At 60.9% G+C, this 16,486-nt stretch carries 15 protein-coding genes and 1 pseudogene; 15 read left to right on the top strand and 1 reads right to left on the bottom strand.

Going from position 1 to position 16,486, the window contains the following annotated elements; genetic code table 11:
• Nucleotides 1-37: 37 nt before the first annotated feature.
• The 8 genes from mutL (at nt 38) to KJS47_RS02985 (ending at nt 9,385) form a co-directional block, all read left to right on the top strand.
• Complete coding sequence (mutL, locus tag KJS47_RS03020; RefSeq protein WP_213522654.1) at nt 38-2,182, top strand: DNA mismatch repair endonuclease MutL; 2,145 nt, start codon at nt 38-40, stop codon at nt 2,180-2,182.
• 81 nt (nt 2,183-2,263) lie between these two features.
• Nucleotides 2,264-3,037: a class I SAM-dependent methyltransferase gene (locus KJS47_RS03015; protein ID WP_213522652.1), complete on the top strand. Its 774-nt coding sequence runs from the start codon at nt 2,264-2,266 to the stop codon at nt 3,035-3,037.
• Entirely contained in the window at nt 3,034-3,984 is a 951-nt protein-coding gene (miaA, locus tag KJS47_RS03010; RefSeq protein WP_213522650.1) for a tRNA (adenosine(37)-N6)-dimethylallyltransferase MiaA, read from the top strand. The genes KJS47_RS03015 and miaA overlap by 4 nt, the downstream gene beginning before the upstream one ends.
• Nucleotides 3,985-4,070: 86 nt before the next feature.
• A complete protein-coding gene (hfq, locus tag KJS47_RS03005) occupies nt 4,071-4,310 on the top strand; it encodes an RNA chaperone Hfq (RefSeq protein ID WP_213522648.1) in 240 nt (79 codons plus the stop codon).
• 144 nt (nt 4,311-4,454) lie between these two features.
• Nucleotides 4,455-6,947, top strand: coding sequence for a transglycosylase domain-containing protein (locus KJS47_RS03000; protein ID WP_213522646.1), 2,493 nt, complete (start codon nt 4,455-4,457; stop codon nt 6,945-6,947).
• Nucleotides 6,948-7,116: 169 nt separating this feature from the next.
• Nucleotides 7,117-7,842: a peptidylprolyl isomerase gene (locus tag KJS47_RS02995; RefSeq protein WP_213522644.1), complete on the top strand. Its 726-nt coding sequence runs from the start codon at nt 7,117-7,119 to the stop codon at nt 7,840-7,842.
• 116 nt (nt 7,843-7,958) lie between these two features.
• Nucleotides 7,959-8,741: an alpha/beta hydrolase gene (locus tag KJS47_RS02990; protein WP_213522642.1), complete on the top strand. Its 783-nt coding sequence runs from the start codon at nt 7,959-7,961 to the stop codon at nt 8,739-8,741.
• Entirely contained in the window at nt 8,699-9,385 is a 687-nt protein-coding gene (locus KJS47_RS02985; protein WP_213522640.1) for a YdcF family protein, read from the top strand. Before KJS47_RS02990 ends, KJS47_RS02985 begins: the two co-directional genes overlap by 43 nt.
• A gap of 4 nt (nt 9,386-9,389) precedes the next feature.
• Here KJS47_RS02985 and KJS47_RS02980 read toward each other — a convergent pair whose 3' ends face one another.
• Nucleotides 9,390-10,157, bottom strand: coding sequence for a GNAT family N-acetyltransferase (locus KJS47_RS02980; RefSeq protein ID WP_213522638.1), 768 nt, complete (start codon nt 10,155-10,157; stop codon nt 9,390-9,392).
• Between the two features lie 151 nt (nt 10,158-10,308).
• Between KJS47_RS02980 and KJS47_RS02975 the strand changes: the two genes are divergently transcribed.
• The 7 genes and pseudogenes from KJS47_RS02975 to KJS47_RS02945 all read left to right on the top strand — a co-directional run bounded on the left by KJS47_RS02975 (nt 10,309) and on the right by KJS47_RS02945 (nt 16,408).
• Nucleotides 10,309-11,136 carry an AAA family ATPase gene (locus KJS47_RS02975; RefSeq protein ID WP_249716069.1) on the top strand — a complete coding sequence of 276 codons (828 nt, stop codon included), beginning with the start codon at nt 10,309-10,311 and terminating at the stop codon, nt 11,134-11,136.
• A 69-nt stretch (nt 11,137-11,205) separates the two neighbouring features.
• On the top strand, nt 11,206-11,415 hold the full coding sequence (locus KJS47_RS02970) for a cold-shock protein (protein ID WP_213522635.1): 210 nt from the start codon (nt 11,206-11,208) through the stop codon (nt 11,413-11,415).
• Nucleotides 11,416-11,562: 147 nt separating this feature from the next.
• Nucleotides 11,563-11,814, top strand: a complete 252-nt coding sequence (locus KJS47_RS02965; RefSeq protein WP_213522633.1) for a hypothetical protein — start codon at nt 11,563-11,565, stop codon at nt 11,812-11,814.
• Between the two features lie 91 nt (nt 11,815-11,905).
• Complete coding sequence (locus KJS47_RS02960) at nt 11,906-13,402, top strand: recombinase family protein (RefSeq protein WP_213522631.1); 1,497 nt, start codon at nt 11,906-11,908, stop codon at nt 13,400-13,402.
• Nucleotides 13,374-13,787: pseudogene (locus tag KJS47_RS02955) on the top strand (AAA family ATPase); the annotation flags it as partial. The gene KJS47_RS02960 and the pseudogene KJS47_RS02955, both read left to right, overlap by 29 nt.
• A gap of 40 nt (nt 13,788-13,827) precedes the next feature.
• On the top strand, nt 13,828-15,147 hold the full coding sequence (gene hflX, locus KJS47_RS02950; RefSeq protein ID WP_213522630.1) for a GTPase HflX: 1,320 nt from the start codon (nt 13,828-13,830) through the stop codon (nt 15,145-15,147).
• 34 nt (nt 15,148-15,181) lie between these two features.
• Nucleotides 15,182-16,408, top strand: coding sequence for a methionine gamma-lyase family protein (locus KJS47_RS02945; protein ID WP_374707015.1), 1,227 nt, complete (start codon nt 15,182-15,184; stop codon nt 16,406-16,408).
• Nucleotides 16,409-16,486: the final 78 nt, after the last annotated feature.

Raw genomic sequence — 16,486 nt, 5'->3', positions numbered from 1 at the left:
ATCAGTCGGATAGAGAGGACAGGAAGGGAGAGAGACCATGGCTACGATTCGCATCCTCGATGATCATATCGCCAACCAGATCGCCGCGGGGGAAGTGGTGGAGAGACCCTCCTCCGTCGTCAAGGAGCTGGTGGAGAACAGCATAGACGCGGGCAGCACCCGGATCGACGTCGAGCTGCAGGAAGGCGGCATTCAGTCGATTCGGGTGGCGGACAACGGCTCGGGTATCGAACGGGACGATCTGCGAACCGCTTTCCTGCGGCATGCGACGAGCAAGCTCGCTAGCGGCAAGGATTTGTTTCGCATAGCGACGCTTGGCTTCCGGGGAGAGGCGCTGCCGAGTATCGCCGCGGTGGCCAAGGTAACGTGCACGACGTCGACGGATGGATCGGGACTCGGCTCCCGCCTGGTTCTGGAAGGCGGTACGGAGAAGAGCTTCGGGGATAGCGCGGCTTCCCGGGGGACGGATATTCGGGTGGACGAGCTGTTCTACAATACACCGGCCCGGCTGAAATACCTCAAGACCATTCAGACGGAGCTCGGCCACATCTCGGATTACTTGTACCGTCTCGCGCTGGCGCATCCGGAGATTGCGTTCTCGCTTACGCACAACGAGCATCTTTTGCTGAGGACGCTGGGCAACGGAGATTTGCTGCAGGTGGTGGCGGCCGTATACGGCACGTCCGCAGCCAAGCAAATGCTTCCGATATCCGCCGAGGACCCTGACTACAAGATGAACGGCTACATCTCCAAGCCGGAGCTCACCCGTTCGAATCGGCTCGGCATCTCCGTCATCGTCAACGGCCGGTATGTCCGCCATTACGGCTTGACGCAGGCGGTGCTCAAAGGGTATCACACGCTGCTGCCGATCAACCGGTACCCGCTGGTCGTCCTTCATGTAGAGATGGACCCTGGCCTCGTTGACGTCAACGTGCATCCGTCGAAGCTGGAGGTTCGCTTCAGCAAGGAGGCCAATCTCCAGCAGCTTGCCGAGGAGACGGTCCGGGAGGCGCTTCGCCAAACCGTGCTGATCCCGCAGGGCAGCCAGCCGAAGAGAAAGGCGGCCGTCCACGAACAGCTCGCTTGGTACGACGCGGACGAGGCGCGGAGACCCGTGCTGCCGCCGGAGCCTGCGCAGCAGCCGTACGCAGAGCCGGGCGCTGGCCGCGTGCCGGGCGCTGGCGGTGCTTCGGCGGCGGGCAGCGCGCAGCGGGCGTACGCGGAGCCGCGCGAAAGCCGCGTGCCGGGCGCAGGTGGCGCCCCGGCGACAGGCAGCGCGCAGCGGGCGTACGCGGAGCCGCGCGATAGCCGCGCGCCGGGCGCGAGCGGCGCTCCGGCGATGGGCAGTGCGCAGCGGGCGTACGCGGAGCCGCGCGAGGGCCGCGCGCCGGGCGCGAGCGGCGCCCCAGTGGCAGGCAGTGCGCAGCGGGCGTACGCGGAGCCGCGCGAGGGCCGCGCGCCGGGCGCGAGCGGCGCCCCAGTGGCAGGCGGTGCCGCACAGCGGCCGTACGCCGGCCGCACGGCGCTGCCGTCGCCGGAGCAGACGCGCCGCTTCCTGGCGCAGGCGTCCGGCGGAGCGGCCGAGCCCGCGCTGCCCGCATTCCCGCAGCTGACCCCGATCGGCCAGCTGCACGGCACGTACATCCTCGCGCAGAACGAGGATGGACTCTACATGATCGATCAGCATGCCGCTCACGAGCGGATCAACTACGAATATTATTATGAGAAATTCGGCCAGCCGGCGGACGCAAGCCAGGAGCTGCTCGTTCCGCTCACGCTGGATTACACGAGTGCCGAAGCGGAGGCGCTGAAGGAGAAGCTGCCGCTGCTGGAGCAGGCGGGCGTCTACCTGGAGAGCTTCGGGGGCGGCAGCTTCCTCGTCCGTGCTTACCCGCACTGGCTCCCGCACGGAGAGGAGCAGCAGGTCATCGAGGAGATGGTCGAGTGGCTGCTGACGGAGCGCCAGCCGATCGATCTGGCCAAGCTCCGGGAGAAGTCCTCCACCCTCTGCTCCTGCAAAGCGTCGATCAAAGCGAATCAGCAGCTGACCCGGGCGGAGATCGAATCTCTGCTCTCCCGGCTTGCGGCCTGCCGGATCCCTTACACATGCCCGCACGGCCGCCCGATCCTCGTCAGCTTCTCGACGTACGAGCTTGAGAAGATGTTCAAGAGGGTCATGTAAAATTTGGCACGGCGCAATAGCGTCGTGTATACTGGCCGTACGCAAGCACCGAGAGGACGGATAGAAACAGGTGAACGAACCATGCTAGTCACGACATCCTATGACCCGCCCGGTTCGCTGGTAGCCGAAGCCCGCCGGATTGCGGCTGAAGCCGGCGTGCGTTTTGTGCCGCGCGAGCGTCAGTCGCTGCGGCGGCTGATGCAGCGCTATGGCGACAAGCGGGTGCTTTTGCTCAATCAGGAGGGACTAAGGTACCACGAGGAAGACGCGCCGCCTCTTTTTTTTCATCCCAGCATGGCCCAGGTCCGCATCAAGAGGATGCTGAAGGGCGAGAACGACCATCTGATCGAGGTGGCCGGCGTTCGTCCCGGCGACACGGTTCTGGACGGCACGGCCGGCTTCGCTTCGGACTCGCTCGTGTTCGCGGTCGCCGTAGGCGAAGGGGGGACCGTGACGGCGCTCGAGAGCGAGGAAGTGCCCGCTCTGCTGCTTAAAGAAGGGCTGCGGTCGTATGTCTCCGGCATTCCCGAGCTGGACCGGGCGATGCGGCGGATGACCGTACGGAGAGCGGATCATGCCGCCTATTTGGCGGCCATGCCGGACGACAGCGTGGACGTCGTCTACCTCGATCCGATGTTTCGCCGGCCGGTTCACGATTCCTCAGCCATGACGCCGCTTAGGGCGCTCGCGAACCCGGATCCCATTCATTCGGACACGATCGCGAACGCGGTCCGGGCGGCCCGGCGCACGGTCGTCCTTAAGGAACACCGCAACAGCGAGGAATTTGACCGTCTTGGCTTTACGCGGGTCATCCCGTCCGGCAACAATTTGGCTTACGGAGTGATAGACGTATGACGAAGAAGCAGTCCGGGAGAACCAAGCTGCTCGTCCTGCTCGGCCCGACCGCTTCCGGCAAGACCCGGCTCAGTCTGAGCCTCGCCCAGACATACGGGGGCGAGATCGTCTCGGGCGATTCCATGCAGGTCTACCGCGGCATGGATATCGGGACAGCCAAGGCAACGCCCGAGGAGAGGCGGCTCGTCCCCCATCATATGATCGACATTCTGGACCCGGACGAGCCGTTCTCGGTCGCCGATTTTCAGGAGACGGCGCGCCGGGAAATCCAGGCAATTGCGGATCGAGGCCGGCTGCCCATGGTCGTCGGCGGAACGGGACTCTATATCGAGTCGCTCTGCTATGATTACCGGTTCACGGAAGCGGGCTCGGACGAAGCGTTCCGCGAGGAGCAGCATCGGTTCGCGCTGGAGCATGGCGCCGGAGCGCTGCACACCCGTCTTGCCGCCACCGATCCCGCCACGGCGGCCAAGCTGCATCCGAACGATACGAGGCGGGTCATCCGCGCCCTCGAGGTCGCCCATTTGACCGGCGTGCCGCTGTCCGAGCATCTGGCCGGCCAGACCAAAGAGCCTCTGTACGATCTGTGTCTGGTCGGACTGACGATGGACCGCGCTCTGCTGTACGAGCGGATCGAGCGCCGGGTCGACCAGATGATGGAAGAGGGACTCGTCCAAGAGGTTAGGAGATTGCGGGAGGCCGGCTACGCGGACTCTCTCGTGTCCATGCAAGGGCTCGGCTACAAGGAAATCGCCGCTTATTTGCGGGGAGAGCTGACGCTGAACGACGCGGTGGCGCTGCTGAAAAAAAGCACCCGCCGCTTCGCCAAACGGCAGCTGTCCTGGTTCCGGCACATGCCCGATATTCACTGGGTGGACGTCACGGAGCAGGTAAATTTTCCTCAGCAATTGCAAATAATACATGCTATAATAGCAGGAAAGTTATAGCCGGACAGGGAATATAGTTCTGAACAATAGAAACGTTTAGCGAACACATCGAGGCAGACGTTCATATTCCGAAGGGGGCCCCAGTGATGAACAAATCGATTAACATTCAGGACAACTTTTTGAACTCTCTGCGCAAAGAAAGCGTCCCGGTCACCGTCTACTTAACGAACGGGTTCCAGATCCGCGGATTGATCAAAGCCTTTGACAACTTTACGATTATCATCGACAGCGACGGCAAACAGCAGATGGTCTACAAGCACGCCATCTCGACGTTTACGCCCCTTCGCCCGGTTTCCTTCCTGCAGCAGGACTCCGGAGACCACTAAACTTGCCGTTGCTGTGGCAATGTATCCGATTTCAGAAGAACAACCCGGCTTGGCACGGCTGCCGCTCGGGTTGTTCTTTTTTATGGATTATGTTTATTATTGTAGTGTAGAGAGAGAAGCCATTCTGGATAGTGGGGGGACAACATGGCGGAACAGTCAACGAAGAAAAAACCAGCCAAGAAACGCCGGAATACCGGGAAAACGGTATTGGTCGGCCTCCTGATCGCAGGGGCGATTGCGATCATCGTGGGCTTGGCCGGCTATCTGGCCATCATCTATACGGGCCAGCGGATCCTGACGGAGCAGGCCGACAAGCTGGAGCTGTCGGAGCCTACCGTGCTGCTGGATGCAGCTGGCAACGAAGTCACCAAAATCAACAACAAGACGCCGGAGGTTGTCACGCAGCAGCAGATTCCACCGCTTCTGGCGAACGCCTTCATCGCGACCGAGGACAAGCGGTTCGCCGAGCATTCCGGCGTCGACCTGTACGCGATTGGGCGTGCCTTATACAAGGACATTCTGCAGCGGTCGGCAGCGGAGGGCGGCAGCACGATCACCCAGCAGCTGGCCAAGAACATCTTCCTGAGCGCTGACAAGACCGTCTTCCGTAAAGCGACGGAGGTTTCTATCGCCATTGCGCTCGAGCAGCAAAAATCGAAGGAAGAGATTATGACGATGTACCTGAACCGGATCTACTTCGGTCACGGGGATTACGGCGTCAAGCTGGCTTCGAAGCGGCTGTTCGGCGTCTCCGATCTGAACGAGCTGAAGCTGTGGCAGATCGCTACGCTCGCGGCGATGCCCAAGGCGCCGAATACGTATTCTCCGCTGAACAATCCGGACAAATCCAAGGAGCGCCGGGCCGTCGTGCTGACGCTAATGCAACAGCAGGGCTACATTAGCGAGCAGCAGGCCAAGGAAGCCGCAGCGGTCGATTACGTGCCGCCGAAGCAGACGGAATCCGACGGAACCAAGCAGAGATTCCTGACGTACATCGACTACGTCATGCAGGAAGCGAGCGACCAATACAACATCGAAGAGGATAAGCTGCGCCGCGGCGGCTACAAGATCTACACGACCATGAACGCCGACGCCCAACAGGCGATGGAAACGGCGTACGCGAACAGCAAGTTCTTCCAGAAGGATGTCGACGAGCAGATTATGCAGAGCAGCATGGTCATTACGGATCACCGGACCGGCGGTATCGTAGCCATGATCGGAGGCCGGGATTACGAGACCAAGGGCCGCAACCGCGCTCTGGATCTCCGGCAGCCGGGATCCTCGTTCAAGCCGATCATCAGCTATGCGCCGGCGCTCGAGAGCGGCAAGTTCGGTCCGAACTCGATGCTTAAGGACGAGAAGCAGTCGTACAACGGCTATTCGCCTCGAAACTACGACAACAAGTACCGCGGCGAGGTATCGATGCGAGAGGCTATCAAACTGTCGATCAACCAGCCTGCCGTATGGCTGCTGAACGAGATCGGCCTCAAGCGGGCGAAGCAGTTCGCCGAAGGACTGGGCATCCAGTTTACCGACGAGGACAACAACCTGGCGATCGCCCTCGGAGGGATGAACCGCGGCGTGTCGCCGCTCCAGATGGCGCAGGCCTATGGCGCCTTCGCCAACGGCGGCGTCATGATGAAGTCTCATGCGATCACCAAGATCGTGAACGCCTCGGGCGGCACCGTGGCGGCCTTTAAGGAAGACAAGGGCAAGCGCGTCATGAGCGAGAAGACAGCCTACTACATGACCGAACTGATGAAGAGCGTCATCGAGCCGGGCGGCACGGGCTTCAGCGCGGCGATGAACCGCCCGGTAGCGGGCAAGACCGGCTCCACGCAGGAGGTCATGAAAGGACTTGAGCAGTACTACCGCGATCTCTGGTTCGCCGGGTATACGCCGGAATGGACGGGCGCGATCTGGATGGGCTTCGACAAGCCGGATCCGAAGCACTACGTCACGCTCAAGAGCGGGGCACCCGCCGCCTTGTTCAAGGAAATCATGACCAAGGGACTTGCGAAGGTGCCTGCGAAGGTATTCCCTAAGCCGGCGGGCATCGAGGAACCGAAGAAGGTAGTGGAACAGATCCAGCCGGTCAACGACCTGAACGGCGAATACCAGGAAGGCAGCCGCTCGATCAAGCTGACCTGGTCGGCGGTGGAAGGAAGCGACGTGCTGTACAAAGTGTTCCGGAAAGGCTCCAAAGAAATGTCGTTCAGCCCGCTGACCGAGCTGACCGGCACGACCGTGAACGATATCGCCATCGAGCCAGGCGATACCTACGAATATTACGTGGAATCATACTCGCCGAGCCTTGACCAATCCGGCGGCAAGTCGAACGCCGTCAAGGTAACGGTATCGCTGGGTGCTGCGACGCCGACACCGACTCCGTCCGGCCTCGTGGAGCCGAGCGGATCGCCGGGGGCAACGGACGGGCGACCGGTTCCGTCTAGCTCCATCCGGCCGACACCTACGCCAGGCGAAGGCAGCGCCCGTCCGGGCGGGCCCTCGCCGTCGGGCGGCAGTCAGACGGAACGTCCCGGCCAGTCTACACCGTCTCCAACCCCTACGGCCCCTCCCGCTTCAGGTGAGCCTGCAGCGGGGGGCGAGGGAGCTAATCGTCCTCGGGGCTTGTAGAACGCCAGCTTCATAGACAAATCTGCCATCCGGCTGTCATTGGACAGCCGGATGGTTTTTGTTGTCTATGGCACCGTCCAGCGCCGCAGGACGCTCCTCGTTGAGAGGCAGAAAGACGCTATGGTATAATGGCGCTATCACATTTCATCAGAATAGGAGTAACCATCGAATGAAGAGTCGCACCAGCCTTCCCGCCATCCGTTCCCTCCTGCTGGTCGGAGCGGCATCCCTGCTCATCAGCGCATGCGGCAACGGCAGCTCCGGGAACCAGGCGGCATCGTCGTCGCCGTCCTCCTCTCCCCAGCCGACGAGCTCGTCCGCGGCCAGCCCAAGCGCTTCTCCCGCCGGACAAGCCAAGAGCTGGAGCAAGCCGCCGGAGATGCAGATTGACGTCAACAAGTCCTATACGGCAGAGGTCCAGACGAATAAGGGCTCGTTCAAAATCGAGCTATTCGCCAAGCAGGCGCCCAAGACGGTCAACAATTTCGTCTTTCTGAGCAAACAGGGCTTCTTCGAGAACATTACGTTTCACCGGATCATCGATACGTTCATGGTCCAGACCGGCGATCCGACCGGGACCGGCATGGGCGGCCCCGGCTACAAGTTCGAGGACGAGCTGAATACCGGCTTCAGCTATGAGCCTGGGATCGTGGCGATGGCCAATTCCGGCAAGAACACGAACGGCAGCCAGTTCTTCATCTGCACAGGGGAGGACAGCAAGAGTCTGAACCAGAGACCGAATTATTCGATTTTCGGCAAAGTGGTGGAGGGAATGGACACCGTCACCAAGATCGCCCAGACACCGGTTAAGATTAACCCGCAGAGCAACGATAGAAGTCCGAGCATGCCGACCGAGAAGGTGGTTATCCAGAAGGTGACCATTGTCGAGAAATAAGCTTCGGCAGCCGAGCGGCACCGGGAGAAGCGGCAGAGTGGTCAGACGCTCTGCCGCTTTCCTTTCCCGGATTGTACGCAACGGCTGATCTTGCGAGAATGGGGGGAGGAAAACCGATGGCTTCCTCAAAAGCATGCTTGCTGCTGCACGGCTTTACAGGGGGGCCGTACGAAGTACAGCCGCTGGCGAAAGAACTCATGCTGCACGGCTACGCCGTCCGGACGCCCCGGCTGCCTGGCCATGATGAACGGCTCGTTGGCCTCCGAACCGTGCATCGGCGCGAGTGGCTGGATGCCGTCATGAAGGAGGGGCGGCGGCTGGAGCAGCAGTACGGGACATTCGACCTGGTCGGCTTCAGCATGGGCGGGCTGCTGGCCGCCTACGCCGCGAACCGGCTGCGAGTGAGGCGGCTCGTGCTGCTCGGCACGCCGATCGTCTACGTCAGCCCAACGCGTTTCGTCCGGGCGGCCGTCGAGCGGTGGAGAGGAGCCTCGTTCAGCAAGCTGCCCGTCAAGGAGCGGACGCCTGCGCATGCGGTCGTCCAATTCCTCCGGCTGGCCAAGGAGCTTCGTCCCCAACTTTCACGTATCCGGCAGCCGGTGCTGGTGGTGCAAGGCAAGACCGACCCCATCGTGCACCCGATCAGCGGACGGCTGCTTTATCATTGGCTGCCGGGCGACAAGGAGCTTCTCTATCTCCCTCGCTCCGGCCACCTGCTCTGCCTGGATCAGGAAGCGGAGCTTCTGTTCCACCAGGTGAAGGTTTTTTTGGACCAGCCCGAAGGGGACGGAGTTGGTTCTACTCAGTCCGTGCCGCCGGAGTTTGAAGCAGCGGAGAAGGAGGAATCAGCAAGGGGATGTTGGGAGGAACGGGCAGAGGAAGACGGGGGAATTCTCTAGACCGGACCCGTAACCGGCCATGGCTCAAATGGACGATTCGTGTGATGCTGGGTCTAGCGGTCTTGGGCCTCATCTGGACGGCGTATGTGCAGTGGAGGATCTTCCGGGCCGAGAGCGTGAAGGAATGGACGGCCGCCGACGCCGCTATCGTGCTGGGGGCCGCTCTATGGAACGATTGGCCGAGTCCCGGTCTGCAGGAGCGTTTGGACGGGGGAGTCCGGCTGTACAAGCAGGGGCTGGTGAAGGCAATCATCGTCAGTGGTGGTCTAGATACGAACGGTGCGACCGTATCCGAAGCGGAAGGAATGAAGCGCTATCTGTTGCAGCAGGGGATACCGGAGGAAGCGGTAGTTCCGGAGGATCAAGCCCGCAATACGCTGCAGAACGTCGCGTTCAGCCGACGCTTGATGGAGGAGAGAGGCTGGATCCGCGCCATTGTGGTCACCCATACTTATCATGGTGCCCGGGCGTTGGAGATGGCCCGGGCGGCGGGACTTGCGGACGTACAGCTGTACCCGGTCGATTCCCGGGTCATGAATATGTATTGGCACCGTGCACGGGAGACCCTCGCCTACACCAAATGGACGGCCCAGAGGCTGCGCCTCCCGGCAGACGTAAGGGCGGATCGTGCAAGCATGCCCTGATTCGCTAGGGCAGGCTGCGGTAGTGATAGCGGTAGAGCTCGCGGTATCCGGCTTTGCTATACAGGCGGACAGCGGGCTCGTTGTCGGCAACGACCTGCAGGTACAGGCGCTCGGCGCCCTGCCCGAGGCTCCAACGGATCAGCTCCGAGACGATCCGGCTGCCGACTCCCTGCCGCCGGACCGATTCGTCTGCGGCTATGTTCACGAAGCCGGCCCAGCCGTTCTCGACAACCGCTGTGCCGACGCCTACGGGAACGCCGTCTCTTTTGAGCTCCAGGAAGCATTTTGCCGGGCCGATGGCTCCGAAGATGACTTCATAGACGTCCCGATGTTCATAAGGATGACCAAAGGCAAGGAAGGACTCCATCCAGGCAGGCGTCGGTTCGGTATGGATCAAGGCTTCCCAGCCCCCTGGATCCTCAGGCAGCCGGTCGAGTGCTTGACGAGGATCGCCCGTCATCACGACCGTTTCGGCCTCCCGAAGGAACCCGCGGCTCTCCAGGAAGCGATCGACATAAGGGGGAGTGGCCGGGCTGATATGGAACCGGACAGGCAGGCTGCGCTCGTTGTAGAATCGGCAGGCCTCCGCGTACCAATCTTTCGACTCGGGAGGAAGCCCTGCGGTCAGTACACTGTTGGCTCGTTTGGTGACGCCCTTGGAGGCGCGGTGAAGCCATCGTCCGTACGGCTGCACCTCGGCAGCCGGCCACGTGTTGGCGGCCAGCCGCTCGAGTTCGGCTATGAGTACTGCCGATACCGGGTTACTTGTCATTTGCTTTTGCCTCCTCGTTAATAGAAAGGATTTTATAAATATACATTCGAATGCATTAATATACAATGCCTCCCGGGGATTGTTTTTTTTGTAGCACAAAATCTGGGCTCCTGCGTATACTGTTACACTTAAACGTATGAGGTGATCCGCCATGAGTGGGCGTCAATCGGCAACCGTAACACGCATAGGTGCAAGCCATCCCGGTCAGATTCACATCGTACTGGGCCAACAGGACAACAAGAAGACGGTCCCGGAAACGGATTTGACCCGTATGAACCGGCCGGGCTCCCGGCCGTTCTCGGATGTGCTCAAGGAACTTGACCGGATGATCGGGCTCGAAAACGTAAAAGAGCTGATTTACGAAATTTATGCGCTTCTCATGATTAAACAGTACCGGGCAGACGCCGGCTTGCAGCACGATGCCCACGTCTACCATATGGTGTTCAAGGGGAATCCTGGCACCGGCAAGACGACCGTGGCACGGATCGTGGCTAAGCTGCTGTTCGAGATGGGCATTCTGTCCAAAGGCCATCTCATCGAATGCGACCGGGCGGAGCTTGTGGGAGAATATATCGGCCATACGGCGCAGAAAACAAAGGATCTTGTGAAACGGGCCATGGGAGGCGTGCTGTTCATCGACGAAGCCTATAGCCTTGCCCGCGGAGGAGAAAAGGATTTCGGCAAAGAGGCTATCGATACGTTGGTCAAAGCCAGCGATTGGCTTTCGGGAGAGACAAGGGTCCAGGCAGGAGAGACGCAGCGGAAAGGGCAGCCCGCAGGCGGCTGGGACGAGCCGGAAGCAGGCTCTCTATGGCTCCAAGTGTCAGGAGTACGTTCAGTGGAGGCCAGTCGCTTTGCTGAGCATAGAAATCGCCTACCCGGATCGGACAAGCCTGCGCGGAGGCAGGACGAAAGCCGTTCCCGCAGAGGCAGAAGGCAGATGGGTATAATGTCCAGCTCCAACGCATATAGTAAGTAGGTACGGGGCACCTGATTGCCGCGCATCCGAACATGTACAGGCGGCTGCATAGCCAGAAGGAGGGAGACTATGTACAATCGCAAGCCGGTGGAAGTTCCGGAGGAGGCCGATACGTCCGTCTGGGCCTGCACGAACGAAGGCTGCAATGGTTGGATGAGGGCGGATTTTTCATTCGTGGAAGAGCCGGAATGCCCGTTGTGCCGCTCCGCTATGTCGATGGAGGTCAGACAGCTCCCCATCGTTGTCAACTTATCCAGAAGGCCGGTTCTGCAATCGTGAGGACTCCGGCTTCGCGCGGCCGTTAGGCACGCAAAAGAAGGCTGACCGCTTGGGCGGTCGGCCTTTTTCTATCCCTCGCTCCAGCCGCCGGCTGTCCGGAATAGGACAGTCCCGGCTGTCCATATACATGGTGCTGAGGTGATGGCCATGAAGTCAGGAACAGCGAGCAGTCGTTCGTTCACGGTGCTGGATATGGGGGCCGCGGACGGATTAAGGAGGCGTGAGGCGGCCTCTCGCGTGCGGAACCTGCTAGACGGCGTGCGCAGTCGCGGGAAGACGAATGCCGGCGGGATTGGCTGCGGCGCTTCCCAGGGGGAGGGAGGCTATACCGAGCCGGCCGCTCCCAAAGCCGTAGAGGAATGGAATGCTGCAAGCCCGAAATCGAGGAATGGGCGATGATCGGATGGGCGGCTTTCATTGTGTTTCCTATCGGGTATGTTTACAATAGTGGGTATCGAAGAAGTCCCTCCCGCGGAAGGAGGCGATCGACTTGACGGCATGCGTCACGGCGTACCTCTATCTCCGCGTCTCCACGGAGGAACAGGCCGAGAAGGGCTACAGCCTGGAGGCCCAGTTCTCCGACTGCTGGCGCAAGGCGATGGAGCTGGGCTGCCGGCCTGAGGACGTCACCGCGATCCGAGACGAAGCGTCGGGCGCTTCGCTGGATCGGCCTGGGCTCGCCCGGCTGCGCGACGAGGTGGCGGCCGAAAAGCCCGGGTTCGTCATCGTGTACGATCCCGATCGTCTCGCCCGCAAGCTGAGCCATCAGCTGCTGCTCACCGACGAGCTGCTTCGCCACGGCGTCCAGCTGGAATTCGTCAACTTCGAATGGAAGAATACGGCGGAGGGGCGGCTGTTCTACCAGCTTCGCGGCATGTTCGCCGAATTCGAACGGGAGAAGATCCGGGAGCGGACGATGCGGGGCCGGTACACGAAGACCAAGCAATACGGCAAGCTGAACGGGGATCCGCGCTTGTACGGATACCGGTTCGATACGGAGCACGACCGCATCGTGCCTGAGCCCGTAGAGGGGCAGACCGTTCGGCTCATGTTCCAGCTCGCGGCGGACGGGTGGAGCGGAGAGCGGATCGCCCGGGAGCTTCAGGCGAAGGGGATTCCTGCGCCGCGCGGATCCTCCTGGTATGGGGCGACCGTTACGCGGATTTTGCGCAACGACAGCTACCTCGGCACGTACCGGGCGTATAAGGTTGATTATCACCAAGGCTTCCGCAGGCGGAGGCCGCCGGAGGAGCAGATTCCGCTGCCCATCGAGCCTCTGGTTGGCCAGGAGCTCTACGAGCAGGCGCAGCGAACGCTCGACCGGAACCGGACCCGCACCGGGAGACCTGCCGCCCGGTCTTATCTGCTGGCGGGCCTCGGCGTTTGTGCCTGCGGACAGCCCATGCGCGCGGGAAGCCAGGGAGGGAGCAAGCGGTACGGCTATTATTCCTGCCCGGACCGCGAAGACTGCGCGAGCCGGTACTGGAACAGCGACGCCGTCGATGAAGCGGTATGGCCGTCCGTCCGTGCGTTCGCGGCCCGCCTGCTTGCCGAATCCCGCGACGGTTGGGGAATGGCGGCAAATGAGGAAGCAGGAGACGGAATGCCGGGCGTGCAGTCGGCCTGGTGGATGCGACAGCGAGAGGAGCTAGCAGCCAAACGGGCACGGCTCGTCGAGCTCTTCGTGGACGGACGGCTCGCCAAGGAGCCGTTCGATCGCAAGCTGGAGGAGCTGGAAGCCGATCTGAACAGGCTGCGCAGCCGGCTCGCGCAGGCCACCGCCGGGGAGCCGGAGACCGCGCGGGAGGAGCTTCCTTCCGACGAAGAGGGGCTGCTGGACCGGTTGGACGCAGCGGAGCGTCGAGAGCTCGCCCGCTTATTGCTGAGAGAGGCCCGCTTTGGGCCGGGGCGCCGGCTGCTGCTCATCTGGAACGTACGGGACGAGGCCGGAAAGCCATACGATAGCCAAGGCGATGGAAGACCATAAAAACCAGTTCATTCTCATCCTTGCCGGGTACCTGGACGAAATGGAGGAGTTTCTCCGCATCAACCCCGGCATGCCTTCCCGTTTTCCGATTCAGGTGGAATTTCCGGATTATACGGTCGACCAGCTAATGCAGATCGCCAATCTGATGATCAAGGAACGGGAGTATGTGTTTCACCCGCAGACCGAGCTTAAGCTTCGCCAATATATCAATCACGAACAAATGAACGGGGAGGAGCTGTTCAGCAACGCCCGTCTTGTCCGTAATCTGATCGAACGCGCCATGAGGCATCAGGCCGTAAGGCTGCTGGAACAGGAGCAGCCACCGAGCCGGCAGGAGCTGATGACGCTCAAGCCGTGTGACCTCAGAACCGACAAGAAGCGTTAAGAAGAACAGCTGTCCCCCTGTTCTCCAGAGGAGGCCTTTTATGAAACAATCGACGCATGAAGTAGCTGCGCAAGCCATCGACAGGGCCATCTTGGTCAGTCTTCAGACGCAGGAGGACAAGAGACGGGAAAAGCTGGTCGAGTACTCGATGCAGGAGCTTGTCAGCCTAGCCGAGACAGCCGGCGTGGAAGTGCTCGGCACGTTGTCGCAAAACCGCGAGAGTGTAGATACCAAGTGGTACATCGGCAAGGGCAAGGTAGAAGAGCTGAAGGCCATTATGGCGGAGCTGAACGCCAATACCGCTATATTTGACCAGGAGCTGTCGGGAGCGCAGGTACGGAATTTGGAGGAAGTGCTGGACGCCAAAATTATCGACCGGACCCAGCTCATTCTCGACATTTTTGCCCAGCGGGCCAAAACGAGAGAGGGAATTCTGCAGGTTGAGCTTGCGCAGCTCAGCTATCTGCTGCCCCGTCTGTCGGGCCACGGCAAGAACTTGTCTCGTCTCGGCGGCGGCATTGGTACGCGGGGGCCGGGCGAAAGCAAGCTGGAGACCGACCGCCGTCATATCCGCGGCCGGATCGGCGAGCTCAAGCGGCAGCTGCAGGAGGTCGTCAAACATCGCAAGCTGTACCGGGAGCGCCGCAAGAAGACAGGTGCTTTCCAAGTGGCGCTTGTCGGGTATACGAATGCCGGCAAGTCGACACTGCTGCGTCAGCTGACCCAGGCGGACGTCTATGTGGAGAATCAGCTGTTCGCCACGCTCGACCCGACGTCCCGCAATCTGGAGCTGCCCGGCGGCAAGGAAATTGTGCTGACCGACACCGTAGGCTTCATCCAGCATCTGCCCCATGATCTGGTCGCCGCCTTCCGGGCGACGCTCGAGGAAGTGAATGAGGCGGACTTGATCCTTCACGTCGTCGATGCCTCCTCGCCGATGCGCCACGAGCAGATGGACGTCGTCGCCGAGGTGTTGGAGGAGCTGGGCGCCCACGGCAAGGATCAGATTACGCTATTCAACAAGATGGATCTGTGCCCGCCGGAGGAAAGCGAGCTGCTGACGGCACCCGGTCCGTTCTTGAAGCTGTCTGCATATCGCGACGACGATTTGGAACGTCTCAAGCTGGAGATCCAGGAGCATCAAAGCGGTGCATCGGTAACGTATCGGATTCCTGCCGACCGAGGGGATCTCGTGGCGCTGGCCTATCGGATGGGCGAGGTGGAGGATAGCGAAGTGGAGGAAGACACGATGGTGCTGCGGGTGCGCGTCGATCGGGATGCGTACAGCAAGACCGGCCACCAATTGAAAGCTTATGAACAGACCGGCGAAGGTTCCGGTTCGACAACAGAGGGAGAGTAGACACCGCATGGATGCAGCAGGAAAGATCCGGGAGATGATCGCATCTGCCGAGAGAGTAATCGAAGAGAAGAAACGGGAAAGGGAAGCGATAGTCGACGAGAATCAATGGAAGGTAATCCGGGCGTTTCAGCGTCACCGGGTGAGCGATTACCATTTTGCCTCTTCCACCGGATACGGCTACAACGACCGGGGAAGAGAGGTGCTGGACGAGGTTTATGCCGACGTCTTCGGTGCGGAGGCGGGCCTCGTCCGTCCTCATTTTGTCTCGGGCACGCATACGATCGGGATTGCCTTGTTCGGTTTGCTGCGTCCCGGCGATCATTTGCTGTACATAACCGGCCGTCCCTACGATACGCTGCATAAGGTGATCGGCAAGCCGGGGGACGGAACCGGCTCGCTTCAGGACTGGGGCATCGAGTACAGTGAGGCGGACCTGCGCCCGGACGGTTCACCCGACTGGGACGGGATCCGACAGGCGATGAAGCCGAATACGCGGGTCATCGGCATCCAGCGCTCGCGCGGCTATGACTGGCGCCCGTCGTTCACCATTCGGCAGATCGAGGAGATGGTAACGTTCGTCAAGTCGCTTCGTCCGGACGTGCTCGTCTTCGTAGACAATTGCTACGGCGAATTTACGGAGCTGAAGGAGCCTACGGAAGTGGGCGTCGATCTGATGGCCGGCTCGCTGATCAAAAACCCAGGCGGCGGTCTCGCAGCCTCCGGTGGGTATATCGTCGGGACGAAGGCTTGTGTGGAGCAAGCCGCGTTCCGCTTGACGGCTCCGGGAATCGGCGCCGAGGTGGGAGCGATGCTGGGCACGACCAGGAGCCTGTACCAAGGATTGTTCCTTGCCCCTCATCTTGTCGGACAAGCTTTGCTCGGCGCGATGCTGGCATCCGCCGTGTTCGAGCAGCTTGGCTTTCAGACAAGCCCTGCCTGGAACGCCGAGCGGACGGACCTAATCCAAGCGATCCGGTTCACGGAAGCCGATCATCTCGTGGCGTTCGTCCAAGGAATCCAAAAGGCTTCGGCCGTCGATGCGCATGTCGTGCCCGAGCCGTGGGACATGCCCGGCTATGAACACCCGGTCATTATGGCCGCCGGTACGTTCATCCAAGGGGGAAGCCTCGAGCTGTCGGCCGACGCTCCCATCCGGGAGCCGTATATTGCGTACATGCAGGGTGGCTTGACGTACTCCCACGTCAAGCTGGGGATACTCCATGCGTTGGACGAGCTGAGAAGTCGAGGGTTCTTGTCATAATACCTAACATGAATATGCGATTTTCTGTCCTTTTTGTAAGAATATCTTACATTTTTCTTGGAATAACTTGACGTCGCT

Source organism: Paenibacillus sp. J31TS4 (assembly GCF_018403265.1).
Lineage (GTDB): Bacteria > Bacillota > Bacilli > Paenibacillales > NBRC-103111 > J31TS4.
This window is presented reverse-complemented; position numbering and strand designations above follow the sequence as displayed.

Coding starts and splice junctions, on each gene's coding strand:
- mutL (WP_213522654.1), top strand. CDS start 38: ATGGCTACGATTCGCATCCTCGATGATCATATCGCCAACCAGATCGCC.
- KJS47_RS03015 (WP_213522652.1), top strand. CDS start 2,264: ATGCTAGTCACGACATCCTATGACCCGCCCGGTTCGCTGGTAGCCGAA.
- miaA (WP_213522650.1), top strand. CDS start 3,034: ATGACGAAGAAGCAGTCCGGGAGAACCAAGCTGCTCGTCCTGCTCGGC.
- hfq (WP_213522648.1), top strand. CDS start 4,071: ATGAACAAATCGATTAACATTCAGGACAACTTTTTGAACTCTCTGCGC.
- KJS47_RS03000 (WP_213522646.1), top strand. CDS start 4,455: ATGGCGGAACAGTCAACGAAGAAAAAACCAGCCAAGAAACGCCGGAAT.
- KJS47_RS02995 (WP_213522644.1), top strand. CDS start 7,117: ATGAAGAGTCGCACCAGCCTTCCCGCCATCCGTTCCCTCCTGCTGGTC.
- KJS47_RS02990 (WP_213522642.1), top strand. CDS start 7,959: ATGGCTTCCTCAAAAGCATGCTTGCTGCTGCACGGCTTTACAGGGGGG.
- KJS47_RS02985 (WP_213522640.1), top strand. CDS start 8,699: ATGTTGGGAGGAACGGGCAGAGGAAGACGGGGGAATTCTCTAGACCGG.
- KJS47_RS02980 (WP_213522638.1), bottom strand. CDS start 10,157: ATGACAAGTAACCCGGTATCGGCAGTACTCATAGCCGAACTCGAGCGG.
- KJS47_RS02975 (WP_249716069.1), top strand. CDS start 10,309: ATGAGTGGGCGTCAATCGGCAACCGTAACACGCATAGGTGCAAGCCAT.
- KJS47_RS02970 (WP_213522635.1), top strand. CDS start 11,206: ATGTACAATCGCAAGCCGGTGGAAGTTCCGGAGGAGGCCGATACGTCC.
- KJS47_RS02965 (WP_213522633.1), top strand. CDS start 11,563: ATGAAGTCAGGAACAGCGAGCAGTCGTTCGTTCACGGTGCTGGATATG.
- hflX (WP_213522630.1), top strand. CDS start 13,828: ATGAAACAATCGACGCATGAAGTAGCTGCGCAAGCCATCGACAGGGCC.
- KJS47_RS02945 (WP_374707015.1), top strand. CDS start 15,182: ATGATCGCATCTGCCGAGAGAGTAATCGAAGAGAAGAAACGGGAAAGG.